The organism is Luteibacter sp. 9133, from assembly GCF_000800155.1.
GTDB lineage: Bacteria > Pseudomonadota > Gammaproteobacteria > Xanthomonadales > Rhodanobacteraceae > Luteibacter > Luteibacter mycovicinus.
This window is the reverse complement of the sequence record NZ_JUHO01000001.1, coordinates 1,771,628-1,789,013: the sequence shown is the minus strand read 5'-3', so window position 1 is coordinate 1,789,013 and position 17,386 is coordinate 1,771,628. Positions and strand designations below refer to the sequence as shown.

Genomic DNA, 17,386 nt, shown 5'->3' with positions numbered 1-17,386 from the left:
CGCGGCGGGCGGTCCTGGCGGAAGCCTACTTGCGCTTCCAGGCGCCGGAGGCGTCCCGATAATACCAGCCCGGCGGCGCGCGCTGGACCCAGCCATCGGCGAACGCCTTGCGGATCTGCGGCTCCCACTCCGGATGACCGTTGGCGCGGGCCACCGCGGCATACAGCGCATCGCGGTCGTTGTTCTCCTGCCCGACGATGCCATTGGCCTGCGAACGCTGATCCAGCGGCAACGCACCGGCGTCGCGCACGGCGACCAGGCCGTCGGATGTGAAGCCGACCGCGCCGCTGTCGAACAGGCCCTTGAGCTGACCGCTGAAACGACTGGTCATGCGTTGACGGATGGCATCGGTCTCCGGCGTGCGCACCTGGATATCCGGCGATTCCGCCGCCTGCGCCGCCGGGATGACCAGATCGAGCAGCGACGCGGACGGCTGCTTACCGGGCGCCGGCTTCGGCTTGTCCGATTCGCCGGACGGCTTGGCGACGCCGCTGTCGTCGAGGACCGTGCCGATGAACTGATCGGCCGCCTTCTGGGCGGCGGCCTCGGGGAAGTAGACATTGATGGTGACGCAGCCGACGAGGGCTACGGCGGCCGCCAGCATCACGATGATCAAAGGCTTGCGCGTCATTCCTTCCTCCGTTTCCTAATGAATGGTCGGGCCGTCGCCCTGCGTGGCGGCTTCGAGACGACGGACCAGCGTCGGCCAGTCGACCTCGCGCTGATGCCCGACGACCGTCAGCCGCGGCAATCCGCTGCCTTCGACGATAGTGTAGCCATCCTTCGCCGCGCCCAGCCCGCCCATGGAGCAGAGGTCGCCCTTGAGCGTGCAGGACAGGCCGATACGTTTGTAGCCGAAGGTCTTGAAGATCTTCAGCACCGTGCCCTGAAGGCCGCCGGCGATACCGCCGCCACCGACCGAGGTGAGGTTGTTCACCGCTTTCTGGCTGATCCGGCCACCGCTGTCCGCCAGCAGGTGGGCCTTGAACGCCGCAGGCTTCCAGCCGACCAGACGCAGGTCGTCGATCCCGCCGTCGAGGCGACCGGTGATGCTGCCGAAGTCGAAGACGGAGGTCATCAGCGCGAGATCGAGCTTACGCAGCGAAATGTCACCCGTGAGTATCGGCGCCGCGCTGAAGGGCTGCGCGAGGCTCATCCCGGTGATGTCGACGAAGCCGTCGAAGACGTTGAGCGAGAGACCGCCGGCCAGTTCGACACGATCGTCGACGTAACGCAGCGAGGGCACCGCACCGCCTACCGTACCCCTGAACTCGGGCCAGCCGAGCGCCCGACAGAACGCCGCCATGTCGACCTGAGTCAGTGCAAGCGAGGTCTGCAGCCGGTCGCCACGCGTCGCGGCCGGCTTCCAGGCGAGGCTCTGCACGCGCAACTGACCATCGAGTACCGGAATGGCGAACGGCTTCTGCAAGGCCAGCGTGCCGCCCGTACTGCGCAGGGTGGCGTCCGCGGCACCGTTGGGGATGCGCTGCACCTGAAGCGCCCGCCAGCCGAGTTTCGTCGCGGGACGATCGTCCGTCACGTTCCAGTCGATCGCTCCGTGCAGGCCCTGCACGCCGAATTGGCCATCGCCGCGGGCAAGGTCGAGTCCCACCGTCTGCACGGCGAACGACTCGAGGCCCTTCGGTCCCAAGGCGAGATGGCCGGACGCGTCGCCGTCCGCGTCGAGCGACTCCACACCCATGCTGCGCAGCAGGCCCTTCCCGTAACGCGTGTAGGCGGCGGGAAACCGAGCGTTGAAGCGATCCAGCCGGAGGACGGAAAGATCGCCGGTAGCGGCGAAGTCCACCTCGCCCTCCAGCTGCAACGCGTCCGGATCGGTCAGCCGCAGCTTCCGCACGGCGAGCGCGCCCTTCTGTGACCGCGCTGAAAGCGACAGTTGCACGGCGTGCCCCGGGAGATCCGCGTACAACCGTCCCAGCAGCAGAGCGCCGCCGCGCAACGCCGCATCGAGGTCGATCACGGTAGCGTCCGCCTGATTGTCCACGCCGAGGCGGCCGCTGCCGGACAGCTTTTCTCCCGCCAGCTTGCCTCCCGGGCTGTCGAAGCCGACGCCGTCGAGGGCGAACTGCCCCCCCGCCTGCAATCCGCCGTCGAGCACATCGAGCGCAAGATCCGCATTGACGCGGCCCGTGGTCGTACGTCCCGACCACACGGTCGAGAGAAGCCCCTGCAGCCAGCCGGCCGGCAGATTCTTGAGCGTTATCTGAGCATGGCTGGTCTGGTCCATCGGCAACGCGACCTGGGCCAGCGAGCTGTCCTGGCGAATCGATACCTCGAGCGTGTTCGCCGATTCATCGGCGGCCATGTGCACGGTCGCCCGCGTCCATGCGCCTCCCGGCGCGCCACGCAGGCGAAGGTCACCGTCGAAGTTCCATCGACCCAGTTCGTCGCGGTCGAGCCTGCCGGCAAGGTCCAGGCCGATCTTGCGCCAACCCATGGCGGCGATGTCCGCCTTCTGGGCCGTCAGCGCGAGTGTCACGCCCGTGCCCCCGGAGACCGGCGCAATGTCGGCTTCCACGCCCGTCATGCTCAGGCCGGGCACCGCAACGCTGTCGGCGCCCACGGAAAGGCCCGCCCGCGCGCCGTCGGCCCAGGTCAGCGCGATCCAGGCGGCGAGAAAAAGGGCGAACGTGCGGGTTGATACCGGAAGCATGCTCCGCCATTCTGCCAAATCAAGATGAACAACACGGAACGTTGCATGGTCGAGTACGGTACGCCCCCTTCTTTTGCTTCCCCCGGACGCGCGATTCTCGTCGCCGATGACGACGCGCCGACCCGGCAGTTCCTGGATCTGGCGCTCCGTTCGCTGGGCTATCAGCCGACGCTGGCCGACGATGGAGAGCGCGCGGTTTCACTGGGTCGGACGCAGTCGTTCGCGGCCATGCTGCTGGATTGCCGCATGCCCGGGGGCGGCGCTCTGACCGTGCTTGCCGCGCTCCGTGGCGATGCGTCAGCCCTGTCGCGCGGCGCCGTGGCGCTGGCGACCAGCGCGGAGGTGCCCGCGGAGCTTCGCGACCGCCTGCTCGCCGCAGGCTTCGCCGGCGTCATCGAAAAGCCCTGCCAGATCACCTCACTCAGGCATGCGCTCGCCGCGACCCTCGGCATCGACGAAGACCTGGGCGTACTCGACGACGAGCTGGGCCACGCGGCGAGCGGCGACGCGAGAACGCTTCTGGCGTTACGTCAGCTGCTGCGCGAGGAACTGACCGAACTCGATGCGGCCCTGGACGCACTTGCCGACCGCCCCACCGAGTTGATCGAGCGCATGCACCGGCTGCGCTCCGCGTGTGGCTTTTGCGGAACGGCCCGACTCGGCGCTCAGGCCAAGGCGTTGCAAAATCATCTGCTGGAAACGCGGGCCGTTGTGCCGGCGGCGATCGACCGCTTCCGCATCGAACTGAGAAAGGCCCTCGCCGCCCTTCCGCCGCGCCCCGCTTAGCGAAGCACGCGCCACGCTTTCAGCTCTCCCCCGCCGAGATGAAACGAGATGATCTGACGCATCATCCGGCGCAGCGAAGCGAGACCGGCCGTATCCGGAGCCCGATCGGCGGCCAGCGCGAGCAGATCGGCGCCACGAATGCCACGGGCGTCGCCCGCGCGTCCGGGCAGGACGCCCGATTCGGGATCGTAGAAATAGGTCAGCAAGGGATCGAGCGGTTCCCCGTCGATCGCGTCGATGTCGAGCGGTAACGCATAGCCCAGCGCCTCAAGCATGTCGCGCTCGAACCGGCGCAGGGTCCACGCCAGCGGCTCGCCCACCGCCATGCGCCGCAAGGTGCGCTCGTAGTGATCGAAGAGGTCGGGATTGGGATCCTGACGGCCCGTGAGGCGGACCACGAGCTCATTGAGATAGAGGCCGGCCATGCCGGCGTCGCCGGTCAGGCGCTGCGCCACGCCCGAGGGCTCGGCGGTACGCAACGTCGCGAGTTCGCCCTTCATGATCAGGTCGAACGCGAGACGCTGGAAGGGCTCGAGCTGGGCCCTCTGGAGGCGCGCCCGCTCGTTACGCACGCCGCGCGCGACCACGCCGATACGGCCGTGGTCGCGGGTCAGGCACTCGACCAGCAGTGAGGTTTCCCGGTACGGCCGGGCGTGCAGAACGAACGCAGGTTGCTGCTCGACACGCATGGCGCGGGAGGCCCGTCGGGTTTATTCGTAGCCGAAACGCTTGAGCAGGTTTTCGTCGTCCGCCCAGCCCTCGCGCACCTTGACCCACAGTTTGAGGAACACCTTACGCTCGAACAGGTGCTCCATGCCCTTGCGTGCGGACGTGCCGATGGCCTTGAGCTGAGCGCCACCGTCACCGATGACAATGGCTTTCTGGCCGTCACGCTCCACCCAGATCACCGCATGGACCTCGGCGATCCCGTCGGGACGGTCTTCGAAACGCTCGATCTCGACCGTGGTGGCGTACGGAAGCTCCTGGTCGAGACGCAGCATCAGCTGCTCACGGATCATCTCGGACGCCAGGAAGCGCTCACTGCGATCGGTGATCTCGTCTTCGCCGTACACCGCGGGCTGCTCCGGCAGACGCTTGAGGATGCCCTTCTCGAGGCCGTCCAGCCCCTTGGACTTCAGCGCGCTGACGTAATAGACGTCGTCGAACGGATGCTTCGCCATCAGATCGGCCACGAACGGCAGCATCGCCGTCTTGTCCTTCTGCAGGTCGACCTTGTTGATCGCCAGCAGCTTCGGCATGTCCTGCTGGGCAAGCGCGTCGTACATGGCGGCGTCTTCATCCGTCCAGCGACCGGCCTCGATCACCTGCACCGCGAGGTCCACTTCGGTGATCGCAGCGCGGGCGGCGCGGTTGATGCTGCGATTCATCGCACGCTTCGCGCCACGATGGAGACCGGGCGTGTCGACGTAGAGAATCTGTCCCTCGGGCTTGGTCGAGATGCCGAGGATGCGGTGGCGGGTCGTCTGCGGACGATGGCTGACGATGCTCAGACGAACGCCGATGAGGGCGTTGAGGAGCGTGGACTTGCCGACGTTGGGTCGGCCCGACAGGGCCACATAGCCACAGCGGAAGTCGTCGTCGACGAGGGTGTCGTTCTCGGGGGTGTCGTTGTCGTTCATGTCTTTTTTTCCAGCAATCGGCGCAGCACCGCTTCCGCGGCATCCTGTTCGGCGGCCCGCCGGCTGCCACCGCGTCCCTCCACGCGGATCGGTTCCGGTTCGTCGATACAGCAGCTGACGTCGAAGATCTTGGCGTGGTCTTCGCCGGAGCTGTCGGTAAGTTCGTAAGTGGGCAGCGGCAAACCCCTGCCCTGCAGCCACTCCTGCAGGCGCGTTTTCGCGTCCTTGCTGGAGCGCTTGAGTTCTGCCACGCGGGGCGTGAAAAGCCTGCGCACGACCTGGCGGCAGGCATCGAAGCCGTCATCCATGTAGACAGCGGCGATCAGCGCCTCGAACGCGTCGGCAAGGATGGAGTCGCGACGGAAACCGCCACTCTTCAGCTCGCCCGGGCCGAGCTTGAGGACGTCGCCCAGTTCGAGTTCACGGGCGATGACGGCCAGGGCCTCGCCGTTCACGAGCTGGGCGCGCAGACGCGACAGCTCGCCCTCGCTGGCTTTCGGATGAACCTCGAAAAGCAGTTCCGCCACGATCGCGCCCAGCAGGGCGTCACCGAGGAACTCCATCCGCTCGTTGTTCGGCTTCCCGACGCTTCGGTGAGTGAGCGCCAGGGTGGCCAGGGTCGGGTTACGGAAGGAATGCGGAAACTGCACGAAGCCTCATTATTGCCCAACGGCACTCTTCAGCGGGACCGAATGGTCGAAATGCAACAGGAACGAGATGTTGTAAAGGAAAGGGATTTCCTTGTCGTAGTTCACGTTGAGCACGGCGCCGTTGTTGGCCCGGGTCACGGTCACGTCCTGCGGCTTGATCGTCGAATCGTCGACGTACTGGAAGCTCATCTTGAAAGCGAGCTGACGACGCGCCTGACCGACGTCCTCATTGCCGCCCTCGGTCGACATCTGGTTCATGGCCTTCACCACGCCCATGTACTCGATGTACGACGGAACGAGCTTCATCGCCATGAAGGCGAAAAAACCCAGTACCAGCAGAACGATGACGAAGCCGATAAGGGTAATACCCGACTGCCTGGATTTCATGCGTTGTTGTCCCCCCGTGAATACGCGCAGATTACCTTGTCCGCGGCCGTCCGCAACGCCCTCCCGCGTGACGGACGCCACTAATCCGGTCAATGGATGACCTTGCCCATCTTCGAGAAATCGAGGATGCCGTTGTCAAGACCGCGCCACGCCAGCCAGACGAAGAAGGCCTTGCCGACCAGGTTCTGTTCCGGCATGCAGCCCCACCAGCGGCTGTCGGTGCTGTTCATGCGGTTGTCGCCCATGACGATGTAGCAGCCCTTGGGTACTTCGGACGGCACCTTGTCGTTCGGGATGTCCATCGGCATGTTGTAAGCCGGGGTCAGCGCGATCGTGTGGTTGATGCTGCCCAGATGCTCGGTATACAGCTTGGAGCCGAAGGTCATCAGGAGGCGGTCTTCCGGACGGGTCATGCTGCCCTTGAACGGACCGATTTCATCGGCACCGACGCGTTCGCCATTGATGTAGAGCTCGCTGCCGCGGGTTTCGATACGGTCGCCAGGCAAGCCGATGACGCGCTTGATCCAGTTTTCGCCGGGGACCGGCTCGTGAGGATTGGCGCAGGTCACGTCGCCGCTGCGAATCGTATGGCCGCTTTCGTCCGTGCAGACGTAGCCCGGGAACCGGAACACCACGACATCGCCGCGGCGCGGTTCGCCGTTTTCGAGCAGCTTGTTGTTGAAGGCCGGCATGCGCAGGCCGTACGCGAACTTATTGACCAGGATGAAATCGCCGACGTCCAGCGTCGGCATCATCGAACCCGAGGGAATCCGGAAGGGCTCGGCGACGAACGAGCGCAGCAGCAGCACGACGAGGATGACCGGAAACAGCGAGCGCGCCCAGTCGACCGGCCACGGCTCGGGCTGCTCGGTACCCGACGCTTCGGTGCGGGCACGGCGCGACTTGGCCAGAAACAGCCAGTCGATCAGCCAGATGACGCCGAAAAGCACCGTAAGGCCGAGAAGAATCGCGGAAAAATCGAATGACGCCATGCCAACTCCGTAAGTCGTGTCGAGGGGCCCTGACGGCCCGTTCCGGCGCATCCGGCGCCGGCCTTCCATAAGTTCGAGGGGTTACGCCGTGCGGCGAGCTTACTTGTTGTCCTGCCTGAGCACGGCAAGGAAGGCTTCCTGGGGGATCTCCACGCTGCCGACCTGTTTCATGCGCTTCTTGCCTTCCTTCTGTTTCTCCAGGAGCTTCTTCTTACGCGAGACGTCGCCGCCGTAGCACTTGGCGAGAACGTTCTTGCGCAGTGCCTTCACCGTGGAGCGGGCAATAACCGCCGCGCCGATGGCGGCCTGGATAGCCACGTCGAACTGCTGGCGGGGAATGAGATCCTTCATCCGCTCGACAAGTTCCCGCCCGCGGCGGTCCGCGTGAGAACGATGAACGATCAGGCTGAGCGCGTCGACGCGATCGCCGTTGATGAGGACATCCACGCGAACGAACGGACCCGGATCGAAGCGCTCCAGGTGGTAGTCCATGGACGCATAGCCGCGGGATACGGACTTCAGGCGATCGAAGAAGTCGAGCACGACCTCGGCGAGCGGCAACTCGTAGGTCACCTGCACCTGGGTGGCCAGATATTGGATGGTGCGCTGTACGCCGCGCTTTTCCTCGCACAGCTTGATCACGTTCCCGACGTATTCGCCCGGGGTGAGGATGTTGGCGACGATGATCGGCTCACGGATCTCGACGATCTGCTGCGGCGGGGGCAGCTTCGCCGGGTTGTCCATGGCCAGCACGGTACCATCGGTCTTGGCGACCTCGTACACGACGGTGGGCGCGGTGGTGATCAGGTTGAGGTCGTATTCGCGCTCGAGGCGCTCCTGCACGATCTCCATGTGGAGCATGCCGAGGAAGCCGCAGCGGAAGCCGAAGCCCATGGCCTCGGAGCTTTCCGGCTCGAAGAACATGGCGGCATCGTTGAGGCGCAGCTTGTCGAGCGCTTCGCGCAGTGCCGGATAGTCGTCGGCGGACACCGGGAACAGGCCGGCGAACACGCGCGGCTGCATGGTCTGGAAACCCGGCAGCGGTGCTTCGGCAGGCTTACCGGCAAGCGTGAGCGTGTCGCCGACCGGCGCGCCATGCACATCCTTGATGGACGCATTGATCCAGCCGACTTCGCCGGCGGAAAGCTTTTCGAGCTTTTTACGCTTCGGCGTGAACACGCCGACGTCGTCGACCAGGTGCGTGCGCCCCGTGGACATGACCAGGATCTTGTCGCCCGGCTTGATCTCGCCCTGCATGACGCGGACCAGCGAGACGACGCCGAGGTAGTTGTCGAACCAGGAGTCGATGATCAGCGCCTGGAGCTTGTCCGTATCGCCCGCCTTGGGGGCCGGAATGCGATGGATGATTGCCTCGAGCACTTCAATGACGTTCTGGCCGGTCTTGGCGCTGACAGCGATCGCGTCGCTGGCGTCGATACCGATGACGGCCTCGATCTCGGCCTTGGCCTTCTCCGGGTCCGCCGTCGGCAGGTCGATCTTGTTGAGCACCGGAATGACTTCCAGGCCCTGCTCGATGGCCGTGTAGCAGTTGGCGACCGACTGTGCCTCGACGCCCTGGGCGGCATCCACCACCAGCAGCGCGCCCTCGCACGCCGACAACGAACGGCTGACTTCGTAGGAGAAGTCCACGTGGCCCGGGGTATCGATGAAATTCAGCTGGTAGGTCTTGCCGTCCCGCGCCTTGTACGGCAGCGAAACGGACTGGGCCTTGATCGTGATGCCACGCTCGCGCTCGATCGGGTTGTTGTCGAGGACCTGCGCTTCCATTTCGCGCTCGGACAAGCCGCCGCACAACTGGATGATGCGGTCGGCCAGCGTCGACTTGCCGTGGTCGATGTGGGCAATGATGGAGAAGTTGCGGATGAGTTCCATGGAGCGCCGTGGTCACGTTCACCATCGCTCGCGGCGCGAACGACGTGCAGCGGCCGTGAGGGCCGCTGCGAATCCGGCATTATCGCATGGAAGGCCACCCGCCGCCGACCGGCGAGTGGCCCACGGCCGCATCAGCGGTCGCTGGGGATGGTAACGCCGACAAACCGGGTGGCATCGTCGCGGCGAACGAGCAACATGGCGGTATCACCGGGCTTGATGTCCTTGCTCGCGTCACGGAAGGCCGCCGAGGAGCCCACCCGCTTCTGGTTGACCATCAGCACCACGTCGCCCGGCTGCAGACCGGCGCCCGCGGCGGCCCGGCCGGTCACCTTACTGACCACGACACCTTCGCCGGGCTTGAGCCCGAGCTCGGAGCGCGTGGACGCATCGATGTCCTGAACGGACAGACCCAGAGCCGCCGAGCTGCCCGACCCACCGCCGGCGGCCGCACCGGCTTCGGCCAGCGCGTTCTTGTCCCGGGGCAACTCACCGACCTTGACGTCGAGTGTCTGCTTCTTGTGGTCACGGAGGATCTCGACCTTCGCCGTCGACCCCGGACGCGTGATGCCGACCAGCGGCGGGAGGTCGGGCGACTGGGTGATCGGCGTCCCGTTGAACGACAGGATGACGTCGCCCTGGCGGATGCCGGCCTTGTCGGCACCGCTCCCCGGCGTGACCTGGGCGACCAGCGCCCCGTTGGCATCCGGGAGGTCGAGGTTCTTCACGAACTGGTCGACCGGCTGCACCGTCACACCCAGCATGCCGCGCGATACATAGCCCTTTTCCTTGATCTGCTGGACGACGTTCATGGCGACGTCGATGGGAATCGAGAACGACAGGCCCTGATAGCCGCCCGAGGTGGAGTAGATCTGCGAATTCACGCCGATCACCTGGCCCTGGAGGTTGAACAGCGGGCCGCCGGAATTGCCCCGATTGATCGGCACGTCCGTCTGGATAAAGGACGTATAGGGCTGGTCGCCGCTGCCGAGGTTGCGCCCGACCGCGCTGATGATGCCGTGGGTGACCGTCGCGTCGAGCCCGAAGGGCGAGCCGATGGCCAGCGCCCACTGGCCGCGCCTGACGCTGCGCGAGTCGCCGATGGATACCGTCGGCAACGAGCTGCCGTCGATCTTGAGCAGCGCGATGTCGTACTGAGGGTCCTTGCCGACCACCCTGGCCGTAAACGTGCGTCGGTCCTGCAGCCGGATCTTGACCTCGTCGGCCTCGTCGACCACGTGGTCGTTGGTCAGTACATAACCATCGGCGGAAATGATGAATCCCGAGCCCAGCGACGTCTGGTCGCGCGGCGGGGCCGGCATGCCCGGCATACCCGGCATACCGAAGAAGCGCCGGAGAAGCTCCTGCTGGTCGTCCTGCGCGCCGCCGTCCGGCGCCGCTCTGCCCTTCTTGTTCCCGCTGGTCTTCGCTTCGACGTGGACGACCGCCGGCGCGTTCTTTTCCACGATGCCCGTGAAGTCCGGCAGCGCCTGCGCCTGTGCGCCCGCACTTGCGACAACCAGTGCGCCAGTCATCAGGGCGCGCACATGCCAGAAAGCCATCAAAATTCTCCTTTTTTTAGCTACGGCTGCCCGTGCGGTATTCGCCGCGCGGGGTTGGAATGCTGGGGATGGGGATATGGCGCTGGGGAGCCTGTCGCCAACAGGGCTGGCTTCCACCGGGGCTGAACACCGGCAGCGGCTCCACCAGGGCCGGGCCTAGCGAGCCTGCGGGACGGCCACCGGCTGGACATAACGGCTACCGTCGGGACGGGTCAGCAACATGTAACCGTTGCCGTCCGGGCTCTCCGCAGCCCGGGCACGATGGATCTGATAGGGCATCGAACGGGGAAGGTACGTGGCGCCGCCCTCACTGGACCCGTCGAAGGCGGCCTTCTGCGTGAACTGCGAGGCGTTGTTACCCGTCAGCCACTGAGGCGCTACGGGAGCCGTCGCCGCCGACACGTCCGCCACTTCGTTGCCTTCCACCGCCGGGGCGTGCTGCGCGACGTCCGTCGCGGCCGAGTGCCGGCCGGCGGGCTGCGACAACATCAGCGCGGCCACGGCCACGCTCGCGGCAATCGCGCCACCGGCGGACCAGTGGAGCCAGCGGCGGCGCGGCGCGGCCGACACGACCACCGACTCCGCGTCGATAGCCGCCATGACCCGGCTGGCGAAGTCGGGCGACACCGACGGCCGGTCCTCACCGCGAAGACCGTCACGTCCCGCGTGATAACGCGACCAGACGTCCGCCAGACCGGCATCGGCCTCGATGCGGCGCAACAGGAAGCGGAGTTCCTCCCGTGACAGCTCTCCGTCCATACCGGCGGAAAGAATTTCCCGATTGGCTTCACTCATGGGCTGTGATCCTCGCGGTCGGACAACAACGGCCGCAGTTTTTCGTCGATGGCTTCGCGAGCCCTGAAAATACGCGAACGGACAGTCCCGATGGGACAGTCCATGGCGGCGGCAATTTCCTCGTAGCTCTTGCCGTCCACCTCGCGCAGGGTGATCGCGACCCGAAGTTCTTCAGGCAAGGCTTGGACAGTAGAAAATACCGTTTGTTCCACCTGCTCACGCATGAGTTCGCGCTCGGGGGTGGCGCTTTCGTGCATGCGCGTGGCGCCCGGCACGTACACGGCATCCTCGATGTCGATATCGCCCGTGGGCGGGCGGCGTCCCATGGCTACCAGATGATTTTTCGCCGTATTCACGGCGATCTTGTAAAGCCACGTATAAAACGCGCTTTCGCCACGGAAGGAGGCCAGGGCGCGCCACGCACGCACGAAAGCTTCCTGGGCGATGTCCTCGCACTCGCTCCGGTCGTGCACGTAGCGCGAGATCAGCGCAATCACCTTGTGCTGGTATTTTCGGACAAGCAGGTCGAAGGCGCGGCGGTCTCCTTGCTGCACACGTTCAACAAGTGCTTGATCCAGTTCGTTTTCGCCCATCCGGGCCGTCTCCTTAACTCTTTCGGGGCCGTCGCGGGCGCAGCTGAGACAAGCTCAGGGAGGGCAAGTTCATTCGCCCTTCCCCTCCCGTCGCATCCGGAAAATATGCGGACCGCTGGCTGAACCACAAGTTTGGTCCTCGCCTTTTGCTTCCGTCAGGCGGGAACCGCGGCCCTCGCGTCATGGATGATGCGCTCCCGCTCGCCCAGCAGCTTTTCGAAGCTGATCACCGGCAGCGGGCGGCAGAACAGATAGCCCTGCAATTCATCGCAGCCGTTGGCGCGCAGGAATTGCAGATGCTGTTCGATCTCGACGCCCTCGGCCACGACACCCCGCTTCAGGCGATGTGCCATGTCGATCGTGGCGCGCACGATGGCCTCGTCGTCGGGATCGACACCGATGTTGCGCACGAAGCTCTGGTCGATCTTGATCCGGTCCGCCGGCAGGCGCCGCAAATAATCGAGCGAGGCGGCGCCGGTACCGAAATCGTCGATGGCGATATGGCAGCCCATGGCATGCAGCGCATCGAGGGTCTCGACCAGATGCGGCACCGTCTTCACGCTGATGCTCTCGGTCACCTCGAGCTCCAGCAGGTGTGCGGGGAAGCCCGTATCGCGGAGGGCCGTGGCCACCACCTCGGCGAGGTTCGGCTGCATCAGCTGCACCGCGGACAGATTCACACCCAGACGCAGCTTGAGGCCGAACCGGTCCTCCCACGTCTTGGCCTGAGCGCACGCCGTTCGCAGGACCCATTCGCCGATCGGCACGATGAGGCCACTCGCCTCCGCCAGGGGAATGAAGAACGCCGGACTGATCATGCCCAGCTCGGGATGCTCCCAGCGGACGAGAGCCTCCATGCCGACGATGTCTTCGCTCGCCGCGGCCACCTGGGGCTGATAGAACACGCGAAGCTCGTTGTTACGGACGGCATGCCGAAGCCGCGATTTGAGCTCGGCGTTCTGCTGCTGCGAAGCATCCACGCTCGCCGCGTAAATCTGATAGTTGTTGCGGCCGAGGCTTTTCGCGCCGTACATGGCTTCATCGGCGTGACGCAGCAGCAACTCGCCTTCGGCGGCATCGTCGGGAAAAAACGAGATGCCGACCGACACGGTGACCTGCAGCTCCGAGCCGTCGTCCAGGGCAAGCGGCATCTCCATCGTCTGCACGACCTTCTCCGCGATGCGGAGCACGTCGTCGCGCTTGATGATGTGGCGCAGGATCATGGTGAACTCGTCGCCCGCGTACCGGGCCACGGTGTCGGACGCGCGGACGCTGGCACGCAGGCGGCGCGCGACGGCATTGAGCACCTGGTCGCCGACGGCATGACCGAGCGACTCGTTGATGCTCTTGAACCGGTCGAGGTCGACGAGCAACGTCGCGAACAGTTCACCCGTACGTTCCGCCTCACGGATGGTGGTCTCGAGGCGATCGTTGAACAGCAGACGGTTGGGCAATCCGGTCAGGGTGTCGATCAGGCCACGCACCCGGCCCTGCTCCCGTGCCCGGCGCAATTCCAGCGCCGACGCGAAACGCGCCGTCGCGGCGCGCAGCGCCTGAGCCAGTACACGGCCGTCACCGCCACTGCGACGACGCCCGGCAAGCATGGCACCCAGCACACTGCGCCGTTCATCCAGAAGGGGCAGCAGCGCGAACGCGGTGAGGCCGAGCGCCTCGATGAGCGGGTCGCTCAGCGCGGCCCCTTCGCCCTCGACCAGACGCGAGAGCGACTCGCCGCCCAGACATACCCGCAACAGCGGCAGATCGCCGGCCTCCGGCCAGGTCGCGGGCGAGGGACCGTTCCAGATCCGGGCGAGAATCTCAGGGCCGGCGTCGCTTTCGGGCAAGGCCGACCAGATCGCCACGACGTCCAGTTCGAGCGCGTCGGCCAGCATTGCAGCTGCTTCATTCATGCCTTCGTCGTCACTGGGACAACCTTCGAGCACGGCGAGCAGCGACAGGGCCCGCGCCGCCATATCGGTGGCGCGCAGGTCCCGGAAGCCCACGGCGATGCGGTGTTCGCCATGATCCTTGCGGTGACGCACGTCGATCTCGCCGGTGATCTCGACACCGTCGCGGCGGCGCAACGTACATGCGATGGCGTCGCCGTCCGGAAGCGGCCATGTGGCGTCATGGGCGAGGTCGAAGAGCTCCGCGAGGGTCCGCCCCTGCACCGGTCCGTCGCCCGCGCAGAGACGCTCCATGGCTTCTCCGGTCTCGACGATGCAGCCGTCCGGCGTGGAAGCGATCACCCACGCGGCACCCGCATCGAAGGCAAAGCGGTAGTCGCGGATGGGCGTGGCCGGCACGGCCGACGCCGTCGTTCCCTGGGTCGCCTGACGCACTCGCTGGGCCAGTTCGGTGGGAATGGCGCCTTCGCGTAGCCAGTCGACACCCCCCTCGGGTGCGACGCCCGGCATATCGTCGACGACGTATACCGCAGGCAGTGAAGCGTATGCCGGGGATGCGCGCAGGATGCGAAGGCCCTGGGCGATATCGGCACTGTCATTTTCCCCGACCACGATCACGTGCAACGGCGGCGCGTCGGCCATCAGGGTTTCGAGCTGGGCGGCATCGCGCGCACTGAGCAGCACGAAATCGCCGTCGAGGTCGAGGGCATCGAAGATGGCACGCCGCACATCGCGACGCGGGGTAAAGATGAGAACGCCAAGGGGCTCGGAAATGGTGGCCACGACGTCAGACGATCCAGCGGCCGTCGCGCAGGCGCGGCGCCGCCGTGCGGGAGCGCCAGTCGGCGTCGACCTGGACCACGTCGTCTTCGAAAGTCGCCAGCAGGCTCGCGCTGGCCCCGATCAGGACCACGCGCCGCACATGGCCGGTGCTGGTCCGCGCCAGCTGCCGCAGCAACGCACCGTCCGTCGCACTGGGCACGCCCGGCGGCATGTCCAGCAGGTACACCCCGAAGTGCAGGCTCTGCAGGATGTAGCGAAGTGCGTCGCCCAGTCGGAGGCAACCGGGAACGCGCATCTGCGCGTCGCGAAGGCTGACCAGACCCTCGGCATTCCGCCACAGATAAACCGCCTGCCCCGACCGGCGTGCGACCAGCCGGAACTGGTCGACCAGCGAGGCCAGATCGGGCGCTTGCAAGGCGACCAACGGGCCCGGTGCCGCGAGGATCCGGTCGAAGACGTCCGTGGCTGCTAGGGCATCGGGTGGCATGAGGCATCGCTGGATGAAGAGACGTTCAGTATCGATCCAATACAGGGGAGTCCGCCAGTCACCGACGTGAATTCGCCCACCATACGGGCGGGTATCTCGCATTCGGCCCGGCGGGAAGGTATGGTGATGCGCTCATTCGCCACCGCACGACGCCGCCATGTTCGAAGGACTCCGATTCAAGCACTGGAAGACCAGCGTGGGCGACGACGGCATCGTCGTCCTGACGTTCGACCGCGAGGGTTCCAGCGCCAACGCGCTGTCCCGCGAGGTCCTGGATGAACTGGACAAGCTCGTCGAGCGCCTCACCATCGAGGGCCCTCGCGGCGTGGTGATTCATTCCGCCAAGCCTTCCGGGTTCGCGGTAGGCGCCGATATCCGCGAATTCGTCGAGTACGCGCACACCGGCACGGTGCTCGAGAACATCGAGAACGGCCAGCGTGTCTTCGATAACCTCGCCCGCCTGCCGTGTCCGACGGTGGCCGCCATCCACGGCGCCTGCATGGGCGGCGGTACCGAACTGGCCCTCGCCTGCCGCCTGCGCATCGCCGCCGACGACGAGGCGACGAAGATCGGCCTGCCGGAAGTGATGCTCGGCATCCATCCGGGCTGGGGCGGATCGGCGCGCCTGCCACGTCTGATCGGTGCGCCCGATGCGCTGCCGGCCATGCTTACGGGCAAGCCGTTCAACGCCCGTCGCGCCAAAGCGGTCGGGCTGGTCGACCGCGTCGCCCGCCCGGACGAACTGCTCGCGGAAGCCAGACAGCTCGCACGCCGCCCCACACGGCGCCCGCTCGCGCAGCGCGCGAAGGCCTGGGCGACCAACACCCTGCCCGCACGCGCGATCCTGGCGCCGATGGTGCGCAAGCAGACGGCGGCCAAGGTACGTAAAGAACATTACCCGGCGCCGTTCGCGCTCATCGACGTCTGGGCACGCGGCGGGTCGAGCATCCAGCAACGACTCAGACTCGAAGCGAAGTCGGTGGCGAAGCTCGCCACCACGCCCACCGCGCGCAACCTCATCCGTATCTTCTTCCTGCAGGAACGCCTCAAGGGCCTCGGCGGCGGCACCGACCATGGCATCAAGCACGTGCATGTCGTCGGCGCCGGCACTATGGGTGGCGACATCGCCGCCTGGTCCGCACTGAAAGGGTTCGACGTGACGCTGCAGGACCGCGAGCTGCGCTTCGTCGAGCCGGCGATCGCGCGGGCCCGCACGCTGTTCGAGAAGAAGCTGAAAGCACCGGCCAAATTCGAAGCCGCCGTCGCGCGCCTGCGCGCCGACGTCGAGGGTAAGGGCGTCGCCGATGCCGACCTCGCGATCGAGGCGATCTTCGAGAACCCGGAAGCGAAGCACGCCCTGTACGCGACCATCGAGCCACAGTTCCAGTCGGACGAGATCCTCGCGAGCAATACGTCGTCGATCCCGCTCGATGAACTGCGCCAGGGCCTGAAGGCACCGCAGCGCTTCCTCGGGCTGCACTTCTTCAATCCCGTGGCGCAGATGCCGCTGGTCGAAGTCGTGCGCCACGACGCGCTCGATCCGGCGATCGAGAAGCGCGCGCTGGCCTTCTGCAAGGCCATCGGCAAGCTGCCGGTTCCGGTCAAGGGCACGCCCGGCTTCCTGGTCAACCGCATCCTCATGCCCTATCTGATGGAAGCGATGCGCCTCTACAACGAAGGCGTGCCCGGCCCGGTGCTCGACCGCGAGGCGAAGAAGTTCGGCATGCCGATGGGGCCGATCGAGCTGGCCGATACGGTCGGCCTCGACGTATGCGCCTCGGTGGGCAAGGAACTGGCACCCTTCCTCGGTCTGGAAATCCCGGCAGGCCTCGAGGAAAAGCTCGCCGCCAACAAACGCGGCAAGAAAGACGGCGAAGGCCTTTACGTCTGGAAGGAAGGCAAGCCGGACAAACCGGATGTCGATCCCGACTATGTGCCGCCGGCCGATATCCAGGACCGCATGATCCTGCCGATGGTCAACGAGGCCATCGCCTGCCTGGCCGAAGGCGTGGTGGACGATGCCGACCTCCTGGATGCCAGCGTGATCTTCGGCACCGGCTTTGCGCCGTTCCGGGGCGGCCCGATTCAGTACGTGCGCACCGAAGGCGTGGCGGCGATCCGCGAGCGCCTGGCGAAGCTCGAACAGAAGCACGGCGCGCGCTTCGCGAAGAAGGAAGGCTGGGATAACCCGGAGCTGTCGAGCCCGCCCGCATAACGGCGCGAGATCATCCTGGGGGCGA

Annotated in this window: 15 protein-coding genes; 2 read left to right on the top strand and 13 right to left on the bottom strand. The window is 66.1% G+C overall.

Annotated elements, in window-relative coordinates:
* Window positions 1-25: 25 nt before the first annotated feature.
* Both FA87_RS07760 and FA87_RS07755 read right to left on the bottom strand, forming a co-directional pair.
* Window positions 26-631, bottom strand: a complete 606-nt coding sequence (locus FA87_RS07760) for a YdbL family protein (RefSeq protein ID WP_043693552.1) — start codon at window positions 629-631, stop codon at window positions 26-28.
* Between the two features lie 15 nt (window positions 632-646).
* The gene (locus FA87_RS07755; RefSeq protein WP_043693549.1) at window positions 647-2,674 is read right to left on the bottom strand and encodes a hypothetical protein; all 2,028 of its coding nucleotides are present in this window, start codon (window positions 2,672-2,674) and stop codon (window positions 647-649) included.
* 45 nt (window positions 2,675-2,719) lie between these two features.
* On the opposite strand from FA87_RS07755, the gene FA87_RS07750 reads away from it, so the two are divergent.
* Window positions 2,720-3,460, top strand: coding sequence for a response regulator (locus tag FA87_RS07750; RefSeq protein ID WP_036113783.1), 741 nt, complete (start codon window positions 2,720-2,722; stop codon window positions 3,458-3,460).
* Here the strand turns inward: FA87_RS07750 and recO are convergent.
* The 11 genes from recO to FA87_RS07695 all read right to left on the bottom strand — a co-directional run bounded on the left by recO (window position 3,457) and on the right by FA87_RS07695 (window position 15,146).
* Window positions 3,457-4,149 carry a DNA repair protein RecO gene (gene recO, locus FA87_RS07745; protein WP_043693546.1) on the bottom strand — a complete coding sequence of 231 codons (693 nt, stop codon included), beginning with the start codon at window positions 4,147-4,149 and terminating at the stop codon, window positions 3,457-3,459. The two genes, FA87_RS07750 and recO, sit on opposite strands and share 4 nt — an antisense overlap.
* A gap of 21 nt (window positions 4,150-4,170) precedes the next feature.
* The gene (gene era / locus FA87_RS07740; RefSeq protein WP_036113787.1) at window positions 4,171-5,100 is read right to left on the bottom strand and encodes a GTPase Era; all 930 of its coding nucleotides are present in this window, start codon (window positions 5,098-5,100) and stop codon (window positions 4,171-4,173) included.
* Window positions 5,097-5,750, bottom strand: coding sequence for a ribonuclease III (rnc, locus tag FA87_RS07735; protein WP_036113792.1), 654 nt, complete (start codon window positions 5,748-5,750; stop codon window positions 5,097-5,099). The genes era and rnc overlap by 4 nt, the downstream gene beginning before the upstream one ends.
* Before the next feature lie 9 nt (window positions 5,751-5,759).
* Window positions 5,760-6,137, bottom strand: coding sequence for a DUF4845 domain-containing protein (locus FA87_RS07730; protein WP_036113794.1), 378 nt, complete (start codon window positions 6,135-6,137; stop codon window positions 5,760-5,762).
* Window positions 6,138-6,226: 89 nt separating this feature from the next.
* The gene (gene lepB, locus FA87_RS07725) at window positions 6,227-7,129 is read right to left on the bottom strand and encodes a signal peptidase I (RefSeq protein ID WP_036113797.1); all 903 of its coding nucleotides are present in this window, start codon (window positions 7,127-7,129) and stop codon (window positions 6,227-6,229) included.
* Between the two features lie 99 nt (window positions 7,130-7,228).
* Window positions 7,229-9,022 (bottom strand): translation elongation factor 4, encoded by a 1,794-nt coding sequence (gene lepA, locus FA87_RS07720; protein WP_036113799.1) that lies wholly within the window; start codon window positions 9,020-9,022, stop codon window positions 7,229-7,231.
* A gap of 131 nt (window positions 9,023-9,153) precedes the next feature.
* Window positions 9,154-10,581 carry a Do family serine endopeptidase gene (locus FA87_RS07715; RefSeq protein ID WP_043693542.1) on the bottom strand — a complete coding sequence of 476 codons (1,428 nt, stop codon included), beginning with the start codon at window positions 10,579-10,581 and terminating at the stop codon, window positions 9,154-9,156.
* A 156-nt stretch (window positions 10,582-10,737) separates the two neighbouring features.
* Window positions 10,738-11,376: a sigma-E factor negative regulatory protein gene (locus FA87_RS07710; protein ID WP_036113801.1), complete on the bottom strand. Its 639-nt coding sequence runs from the start codon at window positions 11,374-11,376 to the stop codon at window positions 10,738-10,740.
* The gene (rpoE, locus tag FA87_RS07705) at window positions 11,373-11,969 is read right to left on the bottom strand and encodes an RNA polymerase sigma factor RpoE (protein WP_043693539.1); all 597 of its coding nucleotides are present in this window, start codon (window positions 11,967-11,969) and stop codon (window positions 11,373-11,375) included. The genes FA87_RS07710 and rpoE overlap by 4 nt, the downstream gene beginning before the upstream one ends.
* Window positions 11,970-12,124: 155 nt before the next feature.
* Window positions 12,125-14,659: a bifunctional diguanylate cyclase/phosphodiesterase gene (locus FA87_RS07700; protein ID WP_239709008.1), complete on the bottom strand. Its 2,535-nt coding sequence runs from the start codon at window positions 14,657-14,659 to the stop codon at window positions 12,125-12,127.
* A 4-nt stretch (window positions 14,660-14,663) separates the two neighbouring features.
* The gene (locus tag FA87_RS07695) at window positions 14,664-15,146 is read right to left on the bottom strand and encodes a hypothetical protein (protein WP_036113804.1); all 483 of its coding nucleotides are present in this window, start codon (window positions 15,144-15,146) and stop codon (window positions 14,664-14,666) included.
* A gap of 157 nt (window positions 15,147-15,303) precedes the next feature.
* Between FA87_RS07695 and FA87_RS07690 the strand changes: the two genes are divergently transcribed.
* Window positions 15,304-17,361, top strand: a complete 2,058-nt coding sequence (locus FA87_RS07690; RefSeq protein ID WP_043693537.1) for a 3-hydroxyacyl-CoA dehydrogenase NAD-binding domain-containing protein — start codon at window positions 15,304-15,306, stop codon at window positions 17,359-17,361.
* The last annotated feature ends 25 nt before the right edge of the window (window positions 17,362-17,386 follow it).